The organism is Telmatocola sphagniphila (assembly GCF_018398935.1).
Lineage (GTDB): Bacteria > Planctomycetota > Planctomycetia > Gemmatales > Gemmataceae > Telmatocola > Telmatocola sphagniphila.
Map to the genome: position 1 here is coordinate 5,155,092 of NZ_CP074694.1, position 20,266 is coordinate 5,175,357.

Below are 20,266 nucleotides of genomic sequence, written 5' to 3' on the forward strand. Positions count from 1 at the left end.
CCATGTACCACGAACATCTCCAAATTGGAGCAGCGGCAGCTCAATTGGCTGATCATCTACCCCATTCCGTGATGATCGTGGTGGCAAGTGCTGTGTCGCTGCATAGGGGAATGGATCGGTCAGCGGCAAGGCAGGCAATCCTTCAAAGCCTGCCGACCCCGGACTTCCGTGATGCGACCGCTGACTTTCTCGACCATTGGCATAATCATGCCGCCAACGTCGGAGCCGAGGCAGTCGCCGTGGCGCTCGTGACAGCAGCCAAGAGTGAATACGATCACAGGCGCGAAGAGACGGTCGAACTCGTATGGACCGGCCCGGAACCCGCCGAGACTCGGTTCCGTCATACCGAGCAAGCCATCCTTGAGGTCATAAATACGGCGGAAACGCGACTGACGGTCGTCAGCTATGCGGTCTACCGGATTCCCCGCATCCGTGAGGCCCTGGTCGCCGCAGCCAACAGAGGTGTCAGTATCCGGCTGATCGTGGAGACTCCTAACAGGATCGATGGGCAGAGCGAATATGATTGCCTCATGGCTCTGGGCAACAACGTGGCTTCGGCCTGCTCGGTCTACTACTGGCCCCAGGAGAACCGGGCCAAGGACGACAACGGCAAGATCGGCATTCTTCATGTCAAATGTGCCGTAGCCGATGGACACCGAATGTTTCTGTCAAGCGCCAACTTCACCGAGTATGCCTTCACCATCAATATGGAGTTAGGGTTACTCGTGACGGGCGGTAAGTTGCCTGGGGAAGTGGAGAGGCATTTTGAGAGGCTAATTGCCGATGGAACGTTAGTAAAGGTTTAGTCATTAATGCTCATACGCTTCGACTTACCATTTAGGAGTTTTTTCCCTTATTAACAAATTGGATTAAGTATCAGGCGAAATAAAATTTGCCAAAACTTAGATCTGGCTCGCGTCGGCAACTCAATTTTTAACTGCGTTAATCGTGTCCATTTTGGACAGTCTCATCAGTCTTATGGAAGTGGTAATGTACTACAGGCTTGTTTCTCTGAGTATCCATCAGGGCCCAAACGAGCGATAAGATCCAGCCAATGAGGATGATGCCCAAAAAGAAGTTAAGGCAAAAGAGTGCCAGCAAATTGGCATGTCCGCGATACCAGGCGATAATGGACGGAGTAAAGTAGAAGGCGAGGGCAAACGGGAAAAGAATCAATCTCTTAATACGACGCGCGAGAATTTCATCGTCATACGCATCCTGGCTAGGCTGGAGTGACTCATTCAGGGATGCGATCGAGGCATCGGTCTGCTTGTCCGTCGCGGATCGCCGGTCATATTTGGCACTTGTCGGCTTAGGGGTATTGGCGACAGCAGGCGTTTTTGTGTGATGGTAGCGATAATACATGACGCCAGTGAATACGCACCCCAGAAATAGGCCTAGGATCGCCACAACCAATCCAATTGGAAACGGTCGTGAAGTCCCCTGGGGTATCTTCGCAATTGCTGGCACGTAGAACGCACTGCTACAATCCGGGCAGTCCATCATTTTATTGGATTTATGATCGGGAATTACTAGCTTCGAGTGGCAGTACGGGCAAGGGAAGTTGATGGGCATCTCATTTTCCATGGGATAAATATTTATAAACATCCTATCAAGTAAAGAACTGGAATCAATTGCTTTAGCTCTGGTTGGATCTCGAAGCATAATCGATGGTATGAACGAAAGATGTTCTCAATTGGTCCAGATTAAGCAAGTCCGAAAAATGGTTGTCCAGTTGCGAAATTCACTGCCTACCATTTTTAAGGAATTGGAAATTGCACGATGAAAGCGCTCTCAATTTTACAGCCTTATGCCTGGGCAATCATTCACGGGAAGATCAAGACTGTGGAAAATCGAACCTGGGCTACATCATATCGTGGACGAATTGCAATCCATGCTGGAAAGGCAGCGACTTGCCGAGAGGATTGCCAGCCTGATATATGGAACGGTGGCAGACTCCTTACGATGCCAGCCTACCCTCCTACCTGGAAGCAGCTACAGAGAGATGGTCAATTAGGAGCCATCATAGGATTCGTGGACCTGATTGACTGTGTAAGGTTCGAGGAGCTGCCTGAAGAGTATCAGTCGGATTTCGCCCAAGGGCCGTATTGCTGGCTCTTACGCAATCCCAGAGCTATCCAATCCCCTATTCCTTACACAGGGCAAGTCAGGCTGTTCAACGTGCCAGACGAATACCTTGAATTAGAGCAAATTGGAAAATGCGAAAAATAATGCTTCTGAAGAGTTGCTTGCAACATGACCAAAACTGGGCGAAATAGGACTTTTTAATCGCAGTGTAGATCACTGACAATTAAAGCACTATTGTGCTGCAGAAACGAATACTCTGTACGATCGGCAAATAGTAGCATTACTTTTGCGTTGCGAATATCTATCCAAAATGGACAAGCAAAGCTTGATTGATCAAACAATTATCAGAATTGTGGCTCAAGTAGAGCCACTTTATATCTTTCTTGTCTGACCTACCCCAATTCTAAATGAACTCGCCGGATCAGTTTGATTGGGCTAGGAACCGAAATTTTAACGCATTGCGATTCGACGAGTAGCAACCGCTGGGAATGCTCAAAATAATTTGCACTCCTATGCATATACTCTTGCAAGCAACTACTTGGACAAATGGAGTCCTCGACGCGGATCGGCTAGTATTGAGATTTCTAAATTATTTACACACTGTTGCATATACTCTTTTAACGAAGACAAAACATGCGAGGTGCAAAATGACCGAAGAGTTACGTTTAAATTTGCAAAGCCAGGGAAGCAATTATTCCTGTAATGCAATTACTGGAACATACGACACAAAAGACTTGGCAGTATTACTCAAATCATCAGAACGGCATATCCGTCGCATGGATGCTCTGGGTGAAATACCCGGTCGAATCAAGTTCGGTCGGTCAGTTCGGTACTCGAAAATCAAAATTGATAACTGGCTTTCTGGGGAAGGCAAATAACATCACTTGTCGGGATGGTTCCGGTCATCCCGACTCTCCTTAATCAATCAATAATTTGCTGAGGCAGTATTTGAAAAATACCATGATAACGGCCTTAACATTGAGATCAACGTTTCCAATACAGGGAACGAAATATTGTGGTTTTCCATTTAAAAAAACGAGTTCTACGAATCTGCTGGGCCAACCCGTAACATTTCTGTCTGGGAGTGCGGAACATGAATGAGTGCGATCGACTACTAAAATTCAAATCGTTTCACGAAATCTCCGAGAGCAAAATGGAATGGCTCTGGCGAGGTCGCATACCGAGAGGAGTACTTGTCGGATTGATAGGTATGCCGGGCGTGGGGAAATCCTTGATCTGTGTCGATATTGCTTCGCGCATAACAAAAGGCGTTGAACTGCCTTTCGATTCAACACCGCGAGATCCTGAGAACGTGCTATGGATTTCTGCTGAAGAAGATGCTTCAACGATAATTAAACCTCGGCTCGGAGTGGCAGGGGCTGTTATGTCAAAAGTATTCTTTTTCACAGGTGCAGATAAATGCGACTCTATGCTGGCACTTCCTCTAGATGCCAAACGATTAGAGGACGCGCTGACGGAGCACGACGCTAAAATGGTCGTAATCGATACTGCAACCTCTGTACTTGAATCGCGATTATCTCACAACAGTGACAAAGATGTTCGAGAGGCTTTACTCCCACTTTCAAAGGTCGCTTCAGAAACTGGTGCGGTATTCATATTGATTCGGCATACAAACAAGCGGAATGGTGAAAGTGCGTCTAATCGCGGCATAGGCAGTCGCGCGTGGGAAGGTGTTTGTCGGAGTGTCCTTTTCGTGGGGACCCATCAAGAAAGTCAACAAAAAGCTGTTGGGGTGATGAAACTTAATTGTGGCCAGATCCCCCCACCGCTTACTTACGCCATACAAGATCAAGTAGGAACAGGTTTGATCCAATGGGGTAAAGAGGCTCCAAATATCACCTGTGACGATTTGGCGACGCTACCAGCTATCAGTTCGGGCAGAAGCCGCGGGCGACCGTCCAAAACGAACCGAGATAGTGTAGAGGATCTGAAAACAATCTTTGGAGAACGACTCGACGTGGATTCTTCAGAAATTGAGGATAAGATGAAGAACTATGGGCACTCTAAAGGGGCAATAGCTCATGCGAGAAAAATGCTAAAAATAAAATCGTTAAAAGTAGATCACAAGTGGTTTTGTCGTATGCCACCAGAGCAACTTTCATCTCCCCTAAATGAACATCCACCTCGATGCGATAACATTCCGGAAAGTTGAAAATTCTAGAATATGCAATAGAAATTGCACGTTTCAGGAACTTCCTGAAATACTCTCGCCATAGGGTGGGATTCCGGGAAGTTGGGTTTCCTCAAAATAGAATTCACAGATTTATAACTGACATGGCGCGCTGCTAGAGGTGGCGCTATAATCCTAAAACCCTTATCGGCCCGGGCGAAAGTGTCCTGAGTGCTTACCCTCGTTTTCAGTCCATTAATGGAAGGCAAGCAAAGTGAAACCATTTAGAAAAAAGTGGAGCCATTGGGAATTAGATGGGCAGCGCGTTAAAGCTGAGACACCCAATGCTAAGAAGATCACGACTGTTTCAAAGAAATGGTACGGGCTGATCGGACAGAAGCAGGTCTCACTCTCCGAAAATCACCAACAATCTTGCCTGATGTTGAAAAAGTTGCAAGGTGATGGTGCCTTGCGAACGGTTGGTTTAGTCGATCCGCATGCGAAGCATCTAGATAAGCCCTTAATTGAGCATCTGAATGATTACGCAACGATGCTCCATGGAAAAGGTGCAACTGCAGGTCATGTAAAGCAAAAGATAAGTCGACTTACCGCCATGCTAAGAGATTGTGAATTTAAAACAGTTCGGGAAATCGATATTGGCCGAATAACAGAATGGCTGACGATCAAACGCAAGAATAGCTCGGCGCCGATACTTCCGACCAAAATAACGGAATTTACCCCAATACAGGCAACTGTGCTTCTTGGCATTTCAGGGACTGCACTCAGAGCAAAAATAAAACGATTAGGTCTTCCTGCCACTGGCAAAGGTAAGTCGCGCAAGTATCCCAGATCGACGCTAGAGTTCATCCTTGAAAAGACGAGCCAGGGGATTGGTCCTGCAACCGCCAATTGCTATGTGGCTGCTGCGAAGTCTTTCGGGAACTGGCTGCGAAAATCCCGACGGTCTCCTATAAACCCTTTTGAAAACTTGGTTAGATTGAATGAATCTGGGGATATTCGACGAAAACGAAGCGAATTCTCGGTAAGCGAACTTCAGGAACTTTTGCAAACAACTCGCTTCAGTAAGCGAATCTACCGTGGACTGACTGGAGAAGATCGCTATCAGCTTTACCTTACCGCCTATGCAACCGCATTTAGAGCTACTCCTCTTTCCAAGTTAACTCCAGAGGATTTTCACTTCGATGCTGAGCTACCTTATGTCGCGCTAGCGGCTCGACACAATAAATGCTTGAAAGCGAAGGACCAACCTCTGATTGACTCAGTGCTGCCAACCCTAAAACCCTACATTTCTACCAAACCGAAAGGGCTCCCCATCTGGGGTGGGACATGGGCAAAGGACCACAAGGGCGCTGAAATGTTGCGGGGTGATTTGGAAGAGGCAGGGATTCCGTACACTCTCGAAGGACCACACGGAGTAGAATATCGCGATTTTCACGCTCTAAGACATTCGGCACTGACTCATGCTGGCCGAGCGGGGATGAACCTCATGGACATTCGAGAGATGGCAGGGCACGGAGACGTAAAAGTTACCCAGCGTTATGTGCACCGTCGTTTAGATGATGTAGCGGGTAGCATGAATAAGTTGCCAAACATCCTAACTCTAGAGGGTAGCGAACGAGTCTTGGTTTCCTCTTCTATGGCTAGCGGGAAAAAATCTGCATCCATTCTGCATCCATATCCAGACGGCATTCCGGTTCATTCCCCATCATCCTCTGACAATAAACAGACAATTCCAGATAAGGGGCTACAAACGACAAAACCCCTGATTTCTCAAGGGTTTAGTGACCTACAGCCATCTTGCGACAGGTTGGGACAAAACGAGGATGACGGGACTCGAACCCGCAACCTCCGCCGTGACAGGGCGGCGCTCTAACCAATTGAGCTACATCCCCAACCGATAGCTAAATATAAGCAGCCGACCCTCGCGCAGCAAGACCCCTCGACACATTTCCTTCACCGGTTTTGCCCCGCTCGTGGTACAATCCCTAAGAGCGTTTACCCGCCGCCCAGGTTCGCCCCGAAAATCTCCCGCTAACGAGGGTGCTCGGTTATGTACTTTATCTTCGTCGTCCTCTTCAGCTTTTTCTGCCTGTTTCAGGCTCCGCGCGTTCAGTCTCCCGATAAAGAGCTGAACAAGTTCGAAAAAGAAATCGTGGCCTTCGAAGAACTGGACAAAAAACAGCCCGTGAAAACCGGCGGCATCCTTTTCGTCGGCAGCTCCACCATCCGCAAATGGAAACTCTCCAATAATTTCCCGGACCGAAGCGATCTGATCAACCGCGGCTTCGGCGGCTCCGAGATTTCCGACAGCGTGAAGTACGCCAACCGAATTATTATCCCCTACAAACCCCGACAAATCGTCTTCTACGCCGGGGATAACGACCTGGCCAACTCCAAAAAGCCGGAAACCCTGCTGGAAGACTATCGTCAACTCGTTAAAGTGATTCGCCAGAGCCTGCCCGATACGGAGATTCTCTTTCTCTGCATCAAGCCGAGCCCGAGCCGGGAGAAACTACTACCCTTTCAAAATCAGGCTAACGCCTTGATCGAGGCCGAGATTCAGAAAGACCCCAAGTCGAAATTCATCGATTTTCGCAAAGCGATTTTAGATCGCAACGGCATGGCCAAGCCCGAGCTGTTCGAGAAAGATCTGCTGCACCTGAATTTGGACGGCTACATGCAAGTGGCCGAGGTGCTCAAACCGTACTTGAAATAACTGAATTAGAATTTTAGCCCGAGTCGTAGCTGAACGTACGCGCTCGGCTTCACCGCGACGCGGTCGTAGTTTTCATCGTTGTAAGTCCGGCCGCTGAAATAAAGCTGATCGAAGATGTAGCCGCCCTGTACGTCCAGCATGATATGCAGGGGGGCTTCCCAGCGGGCCCCGATGCTCAACCGTTTGTCGTAGGAGAACAGAAAATTGTCTGTGATAACGCGATCGGCCAGCAGATAAGCATCGTTATTCCATTCGAACCCGGTAAACAACTGCACCTGATCCGTCAATTCGTAGAAGAGATACGATTTCACGCGTCGGATCGGCAGGTAGCCGGCTTCCAGGCGCCATTTTTCGCAGAATCGCCAGCGAATATCGAACGGAACCCCAATATTGACCTGCAAATCCTTGGAAGGATTCCACTGGTAGGCAATCCCGGGTAGCGGATAGGGAATTTCGCTGACCGGCTGATAGAAGACCGAAAAGAGCCAGGCGTCGCCATTGTCGCGCGGCGTTTTCAGATAAGCCGTTACAAACGGATTCAATTCGTGAAAACTGTGAAAAGGCTTATCGCTCGGCGTACCGATGTCCGCCTCGATGCCGAAGATCCAGCCATTTTCGAACTGATGTCGAAAGAACAGCCCGGGATCGACGTCATATAAGTGTTTGGGGAACGGTACCCGGCTATTGGGCAGCATTGCAGTCGTGTTGAAATTGAGAGCCCGCATGCTGAGCGTGAAAACCAGCAGCCAGGTTTCATCTTGCTTGTAGAGCGGGACATTGACATCCATGTCCTGTCGCAGATAGCTCATGCTGGCGTTCTGGCCGTAGACTTTGCTGCGAAAAGTCTGTTGAACCGAGTAATCGACCGGGAAGAATCCGGCCTGACCCAGAAAGGTCGAGGGCGTTTGGATGGCGATAGGCCCCGGGCTTTCGCCGATGTCGTCCTTTTCCCAGCCGGGGGTATTTGGATCTTTGCTTTTATCCGAGATCTTTTTGTCGATTTCCGGACGATCCGCCGGTTCGAGCGTACCCCACTGGGTCTGCTGACCGGCTGCCACCGGAGCCCAGCAGAGCATGAAAAAAGACAAAAGAAGACTGACCCGCGTCCCTGCGGGTAATCGGAAAATCATGAGGAGTAAATAATGAGATAGTGCCGGAGAAGCAAGATCAAACGGCAAGCGCGACAAAAACGGCAATTTTAAAGTCTTGAACGGACACTTTCTCTCAGTTTTTCATCACATAATCCGGGTAGAATACGTTATGCGGGATAGATTCCGGATTCCCGTTCCTTCCGAATAGGGGGCCGACTATGGCTCTCACCAGTGTTGATCGGACTTTACTGAGCCGCTGCCTGAAACACGATGTCGGCGCCTGGAATGATTTTGTCGACCGATTTCTCGGTCTGATCTATCATGTGGTGCGTTACACCGCCCATTTGCGCAGCACTCCTCTGAACGCCGAGGAAGTGGAGGATTTGGCTCAGGAGATCCTTCTGCAAATCATTTCCGACGATTACAAGATCCTCCGCCAGTTTCGCGGCAAAAGCTCCCTGGCGACCTATTTGACCGTGATTGCCCGCCGAATCTGCGTTCACGAACTGATGCGTCGGCAGGCTACCCGGAAACCGCTGCCACCGGAGATGCGGAAATCGAATCCGGAAATGGAAATCTCGGCCGCCGAGCGTGTGGGACTGGATAAGCTGGAGGAAGTTCAGAAGCTGATGCGTAAATTGCCGACGAAAGAACGGCAGATCGTCCGGCTGTTTTATCTGGAGGGCCGGACTTACGAGGAAATTAGTACGGTTCTCGATGTGCCGGTGAATTCCATCGGCCCGGTTCTTACCCGGGCCCGCAAGCGACTAAGACATTATTCCGATCAGCAGGCCGAGAAGAAGCGGCAAGCCGCCCTCGCCCGGCAGCAGAACGGCGAATAAGGTGCTTGACGAATTTACTTACTTTTTGCGTTTATAAACGGACGAGAACGTCGGATCTTTGCCGTCACCAGAGTACATGGTGAAGTTGATGGTGTTATCGTCCACGAATTCCAGCACGCTTTTTTGCTTTTCCATTTTGCCGTCCATGCCTCGACCTTCCCCGGTCATCGTCAGGGTCTTTTTGGCTTTATCGTAAGTCCCTTCCGAAGTGGTGGGTAGGGTAACCATATTGTCGAACCAGACAGTCAGGTATTTTTTCTTCTGATCGTCGTAAGAATTCATGCCGTGGCCCTGGTATTTAAATCCGCCAAAATCCACGCTCAAATCGTTGGCGATCCAGACGCCGTTCAATTCAGATTTATAAGTGATGGTTCCCAGAGATTCGTTTCCGCCATCTTTCATACTGATGTTCCAGGTGCCGACTAATTTTTTCAGAACATCGTATTCTGGGCCTTGTTTAGGTGGTTCCTGCCCTCGGGCACCAGAAACGCCCAAAAACAAAAGCGCCAGGGCCAGAGTGATCAAATTTCGCTTCTTCATAACGCACTCCCAAATGAAATAGCCGCCCTTGGGACACTCGCCGAATGAGCCGCTATGGTATTGGTCTTCCGTGAATATCCAGGTACCCAGCTCCTGGAGCGACAGTATTGTGTATTAATGTACACTACACTATTGGCCGTGGCTAGCCAATTACTTCAAAAGTTTTCGAAGGTGACGGCGATTTACGCCGACCAATCCTCCGGCTGCATGACCTCGATCATATCTTCTGAAGGGAATTGCTTCACGGAAAATCGCGGCGGGTAGACATCCAACAGCTCGATGGAGTCTCTGGCAACGGCCTGCAAGCGTTCCCAGCGGACGAAGCGCAGTTTCTCTTTCTCCGAATCGTACAACGAGACGTAATCGGCCTGGGGCAGCCAGCTCGGCACGTCCTTGGTCCAGACGCAATAGCTGAGGAATTCTCCCTGCCGTTCCAGAACGGTCAGGGAAGCCACGAAGATATCGAGCCCCAGTTTTTCGTGCTGTTTATCGAGCAGCGTCTTCTGCTCAGCGTACTCACTCGCGAGATACCCCAGTTCCAGTTTCTTAAATTCGCCCCGATGCGGGTGCTCAACCGGCAAGAGCCAGGTTTCCCAGCGGTCCCCAATCAAGCGGATGGGAATCGGGCAAAGCGGCCGGGCTTCGTTTTGTTTGGTGCGGGCGATATCCAGCATCATCCTCAGACCTTCAGTATCCTCCGAGCCGGTGAGCAACAAGCAATCACGGCTCAGGGGCAAGGCCATCGGGTCGCCTTGGAATTTCAATTCGCGAATGCGAGCCTTATTGAGAATCCGGGTGCCATCGTAAGCATCTCCGGTCTCCAGAACGTACAGTTTCTCATTCAATTCCATCATGACGGCGGGCAGATTTTTCAGATTTTCCAGTGCGATTTGAAACGCTTCTTCGAACGTGACGCCCCAGTGGTTCAGATTATCCTGATTCACAAAGCGTATAGTTGTCGGCAGATCGTAAACCAGGCAGATGATTAAATGATCGGTCAACGGCAGCATCGGCAACTCGAATTTGTCGCTGCCGGCCAATTCCTGTTCCAACTTGAATACTTCGATCAGAGCGCGTGAGCGAACGGTAGGCAGGAGATCCGGTTTGACGTCTTCGAATTCTTCCGGAGTTTCCATCGGATTGAGCAATCCTCTGCAAACGCGATCCAGCATGCTATTGCGAACCGACTTGGGCAGGTTACAATATTCGATGTAGAGATTGCGGAGATTGGTGATGCCGGCCTGCTCGCCCTCTTCGGTATGGATCAGCCGAAATTCCTTCGGATCGTATTGGCAAGGGCGTTTGTCGCCGGCTTTGCGTAAGGCGTTGAGCAGGATTTTCGCAAACTGGTCCTGACTGGGCGGGCCAAAGAATCGGCTGAACAATCCCATGGAATACTCTCCCGCCGGTTTGAATCTGACTGTTTGAGATAGGAGATCCCTGTCTGAGTACCATCCGGAAATATACCCCCAAAACAGCAGGCAATCAGTCATCAATAAGTAGTGAAAATAGCGTTTTGATGATTCCCCCCCGCGGATATTCGACCGCTCGCGACGGCCATAGAATAACGAAATATTAACTCTCCCCAACACCCCCAGGTTCGGAGCTTTCCACCATGCGATTGGGTTGTTTGGCCTTTGTTCTGCTCCTGCCGGGCCTCTTACGAGCCGCTCCGCCCGTTTCTTACGGTCGGGATGTCCGACCGATCCTGTCCGAGAACTGTTTCTACTGCCACGGACAGGATACCAACCACCGCAAGGCCGATCTGCGCCTGGATACGGCCGAGGGGCAGAAAGCTGAAAAGCTCATCATCCCCGGTAAGCCGTCGGAGAGCGAACTGGTGCAGCGCATCCTGAGCCACGATGCCGATAAAATGATGCCGCCGCCCAAATCGAATCGCAAACTGACCGATGCCCAAAAAGAAATTTTGCAGCGCTGGATCGCCGAAGGAGCCAAATTCGAAGGGCACTGGGCATTTCAAACGCCGGTCCGCCCGGCCGTGCCCAAAGTTGCTTCTGTCAGCAATCCGATTGATGCCTTCATTCGATCCAAGTTGGCCGCTGAAAAAATCTCCCCGGCATCCGAAGCCGAAAAAACGGCTCTCATTCGTCGGTTGACGCTCGATCTCATCGGCTTACCACCGACCCCGGAGGAGGTCGATGCCTTTCTGAAAGACACATCAGCCAATGCTTATGAGAAAGTCGTCGATCGATTGTTGGCTAATCCGCACTACGGCGAGCGCATGGCCCTGCCCTGGCTCGATGCCGCCCGCTACGCCGACAGCAATGGCTTCCAACAGGACGGCGATACTTTCCAATGGGTCTGGCGCGATTGGGTCGTCAAAGCGTTGAACGACAATATGCCCTACGATCGTTTCAGTATCGAGCAACTGGCCGGCGACTTGCTACCCAACGCCACGCTCGATCAAAAAATCGCATCGGCCTTTAATCGCAATCACCTGGTCAACGGTGAAGGCGGCGCCATCCCGGAAGAGCAGCGTTTCAACATTCTTTTTGATCGGGTGGATGTGACCGCAACCAATTGGCTGGGCTTGACAATGGCGTGCTGTCAGTGCCACGACCATAAATACGATCCGCTGACCCAGAAAGATTATTATTCGCTGTTGGCGGCCTTCAACAACGTGAGCGAAAACGGGGCCGCGGGCTACCAGTCTTCCAAGACGCGCGTTTCGCCTCCTTTCATTGAAGCTCCTTCGCCGGAACAAAAAGCCATGGCCGCTTCGCTCGATAAAATCGCTGGCGATTTGCGCAGCGCGTTGACCGAAAAGCAAAAGCTTTGGGAACTGCGTGCCAAGAACGACAAAAAACTGGAAGCGATCCTGAAGAATCCGGCTCAAGCGAAGACTCATTTCGAGGAGAAGGTGGAAGCGAAACTGGCCGAGCTGGTGAAAGCGGCCGAAGCGGAAGCGCGAAATTATAAGGCGGATGAAATTCCCAAAGTCATGATCATGGCCGATGATCGACCGCGGGAAAGCCATATCCTCGATCGCGGCGAGTATCTCAAAAAGAAAGAAAAAGTCACCTTCGCCGTACCGGCCACCTTACCCCCACTGCCCAAAGAGGCTCCCAAAAATCGGCTCGGCCTGGCCCGCTGGCTATTCACTCCCGAACATCCCCTAACGGCCCGCGTGGCGGTCAACCGGATGTGGCAAACCTTCTTCGGCGTCGGTCTGGTGAAAACCAGTGAAGACTTCGGGGTGCAGGGCGATGTTCCTCTACAAGCGGAATTGCTCGATTGGCTGGCCGTGGAGTTTCGCGAGTCGGGCTGGAACGTCAAAAAAATACATCGACTGATCGTGACCAGTGCCACTTATAAACAAAGCTCGCGCGTTTCCGCCGAAGTTTTAGCCAAGGATCCGGAAAACCGATACCTGACCCGCTTTCCACGCGTCCGGCTGCCGGCCATGATCCTACGCGATCTGGCCCTGGCGACGAGCGGTTTACTCGATTTGCGCATCGCCGGTAAACCTGTCTATCCTTATCAGCCCGACGGTATCTGGGAGACGCTGGCAATCACCAAGGAACGCGATTTCACTTATCCGAACTCGAGCGGTGCCGATCTCTATCGCCGCAGCCTCTACACCTTCTGGCGACGGACGATCAGCCCGGCCAATATGTTCGATGCCTCGGCCCGGCAGGTCTGCAAAGTGAAACCTTCCGTAACCAACACGCCGTTGCACGCTCTGACGACCTTGAACGATCCGACTTGGACCGAAGCCGCCCGGGCTCTGGCCGTCAAGACGGTCAAGAGCGAGGCGAATACCGATGGCCGGCTGGCGTACATCTATCGTCGTGTCCTGTCTCGAGCGCCTACCGAGAAGGAAAAGAAGATTCTGCAGCGAATGCTCGACGAACAGACCGCCTTCTACAAGAAGGATGAACCGGCCGCGAAAAAATTGCTGAGTGTCGGCGCCAGCCCGATGGACCCCAGCGTCGATGCAGTGACCCAGGCGGCCTGGACCAACCTCTGTCTGGCGATTTTCAATTTGGACGAAGCTCTCACCCGCGAGTAATGAACATGGAACCAATCATTGCGGATACCTTCGCTCGCATGACCCGTCGGCAGATGTTCGGTCAATCCGCGACCGGTCTGGGCCTGGCGGCACTCGCGACCTTGCTGGGAGAAGAGACTCAAGCCGCCGATAAGAAGCCGGGTCAACCGGGGCTGCCCGGCTTGCCGCACCACGCGGCCAAGGCCGATCGGATGATCTACCTCTGGCAGGGGGGCGGCCCTTCGCATCTCGATTTATACGACCCCAAACCGACGCTGGAAAAGTTCAAACTTCAGGATCTGCCCGAAAGCGTGCGCGGCACCACCCGGCTTTCGACGATGACATCGGGTTACAAAAAGTGGCCGGTGGTTCCCGCCATCAAGCCCTACAAAAAATGGGGTAAAAGCGGCCTGGAAATCAGCACGCTCCTTCCAAACATCGGCAGTATCGCCGACGATATCTGCGTGGTGCGCTCGATGAACACCGAGGCGGTGAATCATGCTCCGGGTGTGACTTTCTTTCTGACCGGTAGTCAGGTGCCGGGGCGGCCGAGCATGGGCGCCTGGGTGACCTACGGGTTAGGGAGTGCCGCCGCCGAGCTTCCGGCTTTCGTGGTCATGACCTCGTCCGATAAAACTCGCAGTTGCGGCCAGCTTTTCTACGACTATTATTGGGGCAGCGGTTTTCTTCCCAGCAAATATCAGGGCACTCGCTTCCGAGCGGTTGGCGATCCCGTACCGTATCTGAATAATCCCGCCGGTGTCAGCCCGGAAGGCCGCCGCAAATTGCTCGATGGCTTGCAGGAGTTGAACCAGCAGCATCTGGCCGAATACGGCGATCCGGAAATCGACACGCGCATCAGCCAGTACGAGATGGCTTTCCAGATGCAATCGAGCGTGCCGGGCTTGCTGGATTTCAGCAACGAGCCCAAGCATATCCTCGAGATGTACGGTCCTCAGGTCCATGAGCCGGGAACTTATGCCCGGCACTGCCTGATCGCCCGTCGACTCTTGGAGCGAGGCACGCGCTTCGTACAGCTGATGCACAGCGGCTGGGACCAGCACGGCAATCTGTACACGCAACTGGAAGGCCAGTGCCAGGACACCGATCAGCCCTCGGCGGCTTTGGTCAAGGATCTCAAACGTTTAGGTTTACTCGATAAGACTCTTGTAGTCTGGGGCGGCGAGTTCGGACGGACCCCTTTTGGCCAAGGTCCCGCCGAGAAACCGAATGGACGCGACCACTTCGGCCGGGCTTTCAGTCTCTGGATGGCAGGCGGCGGTGTCAAAGGCGGCCATGTGCATGGCGAAACCGACGAATGGGCCTGGAACATCGTCAAAGATCCCGTGCATGTTCACGATCATCAGGCGACGATTCTTCACCTGTTGGGTATCGACCATACCCGTCTGACTTACCGCTATCAGGGACGGCAGTTCCGACTCACGGATATTCATGGTAATGTGGTTCGAGGCGTCATGTCTTGATTTGTTCCCGGCTTGGAAGCGGAAAGGATTTTATGGCGGGCCGCTATTTGCACCTCCTCGGCTGTTTGTGTCTTTTGGCTGCGTCGGGAGCACTGCGCGGGGCAGAACCCACGAAGCTTCCCAACATCGTTTTTTTGATTGCCGATGATCTGGGCTACGGCGATTTGGGCTGCTATGGGCAGACCAAAATTCGCACCCCGAATATCGACAAGCTCGCCACCGAGGGGATGCGTTTTTCCAATCACTATTCAGGCAGTAATGTCTGCGCTCCGTCGCGCTGCACACTGATGACCGGCAAGCATCCGGGGCATGGCTACATTCGGGAGAATCATCAGGCGAAAGGTTATAGCGAAGGTCAGGAGCCGGTGCCGGCCGGTTTGCTGAAAATGCCGTTGCGGCTCCAGGAAGTGGGCTACACGCTGGGCGGCTTCGGTAAATGGGGCCTCGGTCCAGTGACCAGTTCCGGCGATCCGCTCAAACAGGGATTCGATCGCTGGTATGGTTACAATTGTCAGGCCGAGGCGCACAACTATTATCCCACGCATTTGTGGGATAACGACAAACAGATCACTTTGAATAATCCCAAGTTCGCCGCGCACCAGAAGCTGCCCAAAGACGCGGATGTCAACAACCCCGCCAGCTATGCCGCATACAGCGGTAAAGATTATGCCCCCGACCTGATCGGCGAGAAAGCGCTCGAATTCGTTCGCGCGAATAAAGACAAGCCGTTCTTCCTCTATTTCGCCACCACGGTGCCGCATCTTGCTCTTCAGGTTCCTGAAGACTCTTTGCAGGAGTACGCCGGGAAGTTTCCCGAAACGCCCTATACCGGCGACCGATCTTATTTGCCGCATCGTCAGCCGCGGGCTGCCTATGCCGCGATGATCACGCGCATGGATCGCGATATCGGCCGTATTCTGTCGGTGCTCCGCGAGCTGCATCTGGACGAGAATACCATCGTCGTTTTCACCAGCGACAACGGCCCGCTGTACGACAAACTGGGCGGCACCGACACGGAGTTCTTCAACAGTGCCGCCGGTTTGCGCGGCCGCAAAGGCTCCTACTACGAAGGGGGTTTTCGGGAGCCCTGCATCGTTCGCTGGCCCGGGCACATCGCACCCAACAGCCAGACAGATCGCGTCAGCGGCTTCGAAGATTGGTTCCCTACTTTTATGGAGCTAGTCGGCCGGAAAGACAAAACGCCCGCCGACATCGACGGTATTAGTTTCGCTCCGACTCTCTTGGGGCAGAAGCAACCCGAACGCCCTTTCCTCTACCGCGAATCGCCGGGCTACGGTGGCCAGCAATGCGTTCGCGTCGGGAACTGGAAAGCCCTGCGCCGCAATTTGAATCCGGCTCTGAAGGCGAAGGATCAGAACCCAGGGCCTATAGAACTTTACGACCTGGCGAACGATCCGTTTGAGAAGACCGATCTAGCGAAGATTCATCCCGAAATTGTGAGCGAACTCCAGCTTCTCCTGGATAAGCAACATGTGAAATCGGATCTATTTCCGATGCGGGTACTCGACGCAAAGAAGAATTAATCCTTCTGACTGAGCTCAGTAATACTCAACGATTTTTGCGGACGGCGAATGGAAGCCGGGAACATCAAAAATATTGCGATTCCGAGCCGTCCCGGCTCGAGTTTTCTGACAAATATTTTATGAGAGCTTTTTAATGTTTTTTTGTTGACGTTCGCGGTTAGGTGGTGTAATTTACCTACACGTCTCGCAAATGCTATCGGACTCTGTGAGTGGGCGACACGGACCCGGACGTTTGCGAGACTTTTTTTTATTCTCGAAAAGCTATCTCGACAATTCTTACTTTCCAGCATTCTTAATTTGAAACTTCAGTAGGGCAATCTCCGCTTCTTGTCGAGCGGCGCGCACCTGCATCAGTTCCTGTTCCAGTCTCAAACCGCCATCGAACATCGCTTTGGTTTCCCTTTCGATTTCGGTGGTTTTTTCGACCCATTTTTTCAGATGTTCCGCCTCTAAACTCGCGTTCCCCTGATCGAGGTCGAGCCCTGCAAGGCAGTAGTTCTTGCAAGTTTGCAGTTTGGTCTGAAAAGGAAAATCGCGGCCCATGTTGGAACGGGAAAAAACCAATTCCATTTCCTTGTGCAAAGTTTGATATCGATCTCTTTGCACTTCTTTGAGCCGCTTGTTCAGATTTTCCTCTCCCGAAGTGTTCTGGAGAGGGGCGATGGCATTCGCGACCGAACTGCCGATCTGGGGAATTTGTTGAGCGCGAACGGTGACTACCGTTCCCGTGACGGCAACGACGAAAACGGCTAAACCGACGGCACAGATCTTACGAGGGAAGAGCATTGGAGAACTCCATGCGGATGGTTAAAGAGTTCTTAAGAGTCCAGACGACTCTCAGAGGGTTTTTCAAAATTGTTGGCAATTATTGTGCCGGGAAATATCGATCTGTCTTACACAAAAAATGCGTTGGAATTCGAAATTGAATTGATGAAAGAAGTGATTAAACCCACCCTTAAGCCCGAGGGAGGATGCGCATTTATTTTCCAGCGCGCAAAAAAAATGCACTTCCCAACACCGCGGGCACATATCTGTGCCCGCGGATTCGAAAGTTCTTACTCCCCGTCGGCCTTTTTGCGAACGAATCGCTCCGGATAGGGGCTGTCGTACCCTTTCACCGAATGCCAGAGGATTCGATTAAAAGTATCCTCATCGGCCACGTCCGCCTGTTCGAAATTCATCGCTACCGACTTCTCCGCCCAGAACAGAGCCTTACCCGTTAACTTCTTTAAAGGGGGGTTCATTTCATCCAAAGCGATTTTGTTGTTCACGACCTTATAAGGAGTCAAATCCGGTTCCGCCGAGAAGCAGCCGCGCATCGGCGTGGCCGAGAGATCCATTTGATTCATCGGCGGTAGGCCGAGCATCATCTCGATCGTCTTGACCATGCCGGTCTGGTTATAACTGGTGTGATCGACATACTTGCGTTTGGTGTAAGGGCTGATCGCAAAAGCCACGGTCCGGTGACCATCCACGTGATCGAACCCGGCTTGCGGATCATCTTCGACTACCAGGATGCAGGTATCTTTCCAGAAGGAACTCGCGCTGATCGCTTCCACAATTCTTCCCAGAGCGAGATCGTTATCGGCCACCATAGCCCGGGGAGTGGGGAAATCGGGCGTGGTGCCATCGGTGTGATTGCAGGGCAGCGACATGAGAATCAGATCGGGCATCTTTCCAGCTTTTTCAAACGCTTTCAGATCTTCCTTGAATAGTTCGGCCCGGTAAACATCCGGCGCGTGCAGCGGAAAGTAAGGATAGGTCGGATGCGTGTGCGACTTCAATGCCGCATCGTTGATCTTGATCGTGATCGGCACTTTGCGAGTGCCATTTTTATAATCGTTGAAGAAGTCGGTCCAGCGGGTGCCCTTGGGGAAATAGGGCTCTTCAGAAATATGTTCGCCATAGTTGCGAATCGTTTTTTTGTGTAACAGAGCATTATCCCAGATGAAGCCGGTCGGCGCGAACGCCAGAGGATCGCGGCCGTCATCGGGATAGCTGCGCGGGAAGCCGCCGAACGCTTTTTCCAGATAGTCGGTCACGTACGCAGAATCGGTCCAGGAATGGCCATCGGCACTCAGAACGCCCGAGCAATAGAAGTTATCCAGAAGGGTGAATTCGCGGGCCAGCTTGTGGTGATTCGGCGTAGTGTTTTCACCAAAAATGCAAAGGTGTGCATCTCCGTTGCCCTCTTTCATATCGCCCAATACCTGATCGTAAGTGCGGTTTTCCTTGATGATGTAAACCACATGTTTAATCAAGGACGGTTCGCCGTGCCGCTGCGGAATTACCAACGGCTTGGCATCCGGCCGAGGTTTCTCCAGCCCCGCGAGACTATAGTTGAGGCGATTGTTGGTATTCACTTCTTCGGTGTACTTTGCCAAGGTTTTCGCATCGGGCACGTCGATAATGGAAATCGAACCGAGGTGATCGTGCGAGTTGTGCCCCTTCTCGGCAATTCGCTTCTGATTCAAACTGCCAAGCCCTTTGACGTTCGCAACGATCAGCTGGGTGCCTTCCGCATTCAGCAGGATCGCGCCGGGGTACCAGCCGGTGGGAATCAGACCCAGCACCTGACTTTTCTCCGGTCGGCCTTCTCCCATTCCTTCAGAAGACTTGGCAGACAGACGAACAACGGCGATGCAATTGTTGGTGCCGTTGGCGACATAGAGGGTTCCGCCCTCCGGGCTTAAGGCCAGAGCATTCGAAGCACTGCCGAAGGGCAGGCGGGATTCCGGCCGGCAGAAAATGGTTTCCAGAACTTCATCGGTATCGGTATCGATGACCGAAACGGTGTCGCTGTTAGCGTTGGCGACGTAGAGGCGTTTGGAGTTTTTGCTGAGGATCATGCCGCTGGGATGCAGGCCGACCGTGATGCTCTTCGATTCTTTCCAGGTGCCATTCTCTTTGCGGATAATCGACACCGAACCGTGATTGCTGATGCCCGTCCGTTCATCAACGCGGGTGGGGGTTCCGGAACTGGATCGCTGCGGATCGTTCGCCTTGGGATGATCGCCGCCCCAGTTGGAAATGTAGGCCTTGGTGCTACTGACCACGGCCACCGTATACGGGGCCACGCCGACGGGAATGATTTGGCCCGCTTTCTGATTCTTGATGTCGACCAGTTGCACGAAATTGCCGCGCGTGCAGGTGACGAAGATTTGCTCATCGGAAAGCTTGGCAATCCCCGCGTAATCGGGTTCGCCTTCGAGCTTGATTTTTTCCAGCGGCAGGGCGGGTAGCAGTTTGTAGAAGCCGTCTTCATCGAATTCGATGCTCTGCATCAGGCCCATCGAATCCGAGACGTATACTTTGCCGCCCACATTCACGAGTCCGACGACGCTCAATTTCGATTTGGGAATATCCACGGTCTGCAGAATTTTTCCGCTGGCGGTTTCGACGAACACGATGTCGTGCATGTTCTTGATGGCAGTGATTTTACCATGTTCGAGAAAGGCCAGATCGACGGGACGGCCGGGGAATGTCACCTGTTTGCCCGCCGGTTTGATTACCTGATTGGTCGGCACGATAACGCGACCGTCGGCTTGCAGACCGATTTTCAACTGATCGATATCCTGAGCGCACGCCAGGTAGCCGGGACCGAAAAACAGCAGGGCCATAAACAAGTATCTATTCATCGCTACTCCAGACTTCGTCGTCCAATGGATTTACAGATAGCCTTGAGACGGGGCCGTCATTGCCGAATGTCCGTCAAAATTTTTGTGTATTGGTAACGAGGATAGCGTATGGGACTTGATCTGCCCCGAAGCGAAGAAGCCGTGAAATCCGCATTGATG

Annotated in this window: 14 protein-coding genes, 1 tRNA gene and 1 pseudogene; 9 read left to right on the forward strand and 7 right to left on the reverse strand. The window is 52.1% G+C overall.

The window, feature by feature from the left end; translation table 11 throughout:
• Window positions 1–2: 2 nt before the first annotated feature.
• Window positions 3–806, forward strand: a complete 804-nt coding sequence (gene drmC, locus KIH39_RS20630; protein ID WP_213495111.1) for a DISARM system phospholipase D-like protein DrmC — start codon at window positions 3–5, stop codon at window positions 804–806.
• Between the two features lie 136 nt (window positions 807–942).
• On the opposite strand, the gene KIH39_RS20635 is transcribed toward drmC, so the two are convergent.
• Window positions 943–1,575 carry a superinfection immunity protein gene (locus KIH39_RS20635; RefSeq protein WP_213495112.1) on the reverse strand — a complete coding sequence of 211 codons (633 nt, stop codon included), beginning with the start codon at window positions 1,573–1,575 and terminating at the stop codon, window positions 943–945.
• A 207-nt stretch (window positions 1,576–1,782) separates the two neighbouring features.
• Between KIH39_RS20635 and KIH39_RS27255 the strand changes: the two genes are divergently transcribed.
• From KIH39_RS27255 to KIH39_RS27260, 3 genes and pseudogenes are all read left to right on the forward strand, one after another.
• Entirely contained in the window at window positions 1,783–2,232 is a 450-nt protein-coding gene (locus KIH39_RS27255) for an ASCH domain-containing protein (RefSeq protein ID WP_213495113.1), read from the forward strand.
• A gap of 949 nt (window positions 2,233–3,181) precedes the next feature.
• On the forward strand, window positions 3,182–4,261 hold the full coding sequence (locus tag KIH39_RS20645) for an AAA family ATPase (RefSeq protein WP_213495114.1): 1,080 nt from the start codon (window positions 3,182–3,184) through the stop codon (window positions 4,259–4,261).
• Window positions 4,262–4,832: 571 nt separating this feature from the next.
• Window positions 4,833–5,777 (forward strand): annotated as a pseudogene (locus KIH39_RS27260) (tyrosine-type recombinase/integrase); the annotation flags it as partial.
• Between the two features lie 281 nt (window positions 5,778–6,058).
• On the opposite strand, the gene KIH39_RS20655 reads toward KIH39_RS27260, so the two are convergent.
• A tRNA-Asp gene (locus KIH39_RS20655) sits at window positions 6,059–6,132 on the reverse strand.
• Between the two features lie 158 nt (window positions 6,133–6,290).
• Between KIH39_RS20655 and KIH39_RS20660 the strand changes: the two genes are divergently transcribed.
• A complete protein-coding gene (locus KIH39_RS20660) occupies window positions 6,291–6,956 on the forward strand; it encodes a GDSL-type esterase/lipase family protein (RefSeq protein ID WP_213495115.1) in 666 nt (221 codons plus the stop codon).
• 5 nt (window positions 6,957–6,961) lie between these two features.
• Here the strand turns inward: KIH39_RS20660 and KIH39_RS20665 are convergent, their stop codons facing one another.
• Window positions 6,962–8,044, reverse strand: a complete 1,083-nt coding sequence (locus KIH39_RS20665; RefSeq protein WP_213495116.1) for a hypothetical protein — start codon at window positions 8,042–8,044, stop codon at window positions 6,962–6,964.
• 221 nt (window positions 8,045–8,265) lie between these two features.
• Here KIH39_RS20665 and KIH39_RS20670 point away from each other — a divergent pair, with 221 nt between their 5' ends.
• A complete protein-coding gene (locus KIH39_RS20670; RefSeq protein WP_213495117.1) occupies window positions 8,266–8,889 on the forward strand; it encodes an RNA polymerase sigma factor in 624 nt (207 codons plus the stop codon).
• An 18-nt stretch (window positions 8,890–8,907) separates the two neighbouring features.
• Here the strand turns inward: KIH39_RS20670 and KIH39_RS20675 are convergent, their stop codons facing one another.
• Window positions 8,908–9,429, reverse strand: a complete 522-nt coding sequence (locus tag KIH39_RS20675; RefSeq protein ID WP_213495118.1) for a DUF1579 family protein — start codon at window positions 9,427–9,429, stop codon at window positions 8,908–8,910.
• Window positions 9,430–9,611: 182 nt separating this feature from the next.
• Complete coding sequence (locus tag KIH39_RS20680; RefSeq protein WP_213495119.1) at window positions 9,612–10,820, reverse strand: DUF1444 family protein; 1,209 nt, start codon at window positions 10,818–10,820, stop codon at window positions 9,612–9,614.
• 224 nt (window positions 10,821–11,044) lie between these two features.
• Between KIH39_RS20680 and KIH39_RS20685 the strand changes: the two genes are divergently transcribed.
• From KIH39_RS20685 to KIH39_RS20695, 3 genes are read left to right on the forward strand one after another with little or no spacing between them, the layout of a single operon-like run.
• Window positions 11,045–13,462: a PSD1 and planctomycete cytochrome C domain-containing protein gene (locus tag KIH39_RS20685; RefSeq protein WP_213495120.1), complete on the forward strand. Its 2,418-nt coding sequence runs from the start codon at window positions 11,045–11,047 to the stop codon at window positions 13,460–13,462.
• 5 nt (window positions 13,463–13,467) lie between these two features.
• Window positions 13,468–14,925 carry a DUF1501 domain-containing protein gene (locus tag KIH39_RS20690; RefSeq protein ID WP_213495121.1) on the forward strand — a complete coding sequence of 486 codons (1,458 nt, stop codon included), beginning with the start codon at window positions 13,468–13,470 and terminating at the stop codon, window positions 14,923–14,925.
• A 32-nt stretch (window positions 14,926–14,957) separates the two neighbouring features.
• On the forward strand, window positions 14,958–16,469 hold the full coding sequence (locus KIH39_RS20695) for an arylsulfatase (RefSeq protein ID WP_213495122.1): 1,512 nt from the start codon (window positions 14,958–14,960) through the stop codon (window positions 16,467–16,469).
• 276 nt (window positions 16,470–16,745) lie between these two features.
• Here KIH39_RS20695 and KIH39_RS20700 read toward each other — a convergent pair whose 3' ends face one another.
• Both KIH39_RS20700 and KIH39_RS20705 read right to left on the reverse strand, forming a co-directional pair.
• Window positions 16,746–17,255, reverse strand: a complete 510-nt coding sequence (locus KIH39_RS20700) for a hypothetical protein (RefSeq protein WP_213495123.1) — start codon at window positions 17,253–17,255, stop codon at window positions 16,746–16,748.
• A 269-nt stretch (window positions 17,256–17,524) separates the two neighbouring features.
• Entirely contained in the window at window positions 17,525–20,107 is a 2,583-nt protein-coding gene (locus KIH39_RS20705) for a bifunctional YncE family protein/alkaline phosphatase family protein (RefSeq protein WP_246539365.1), read from the reverse strand.
• Between the last annotated feature and the right edge of the window lie 159 nt (window positions 20,108–20,266).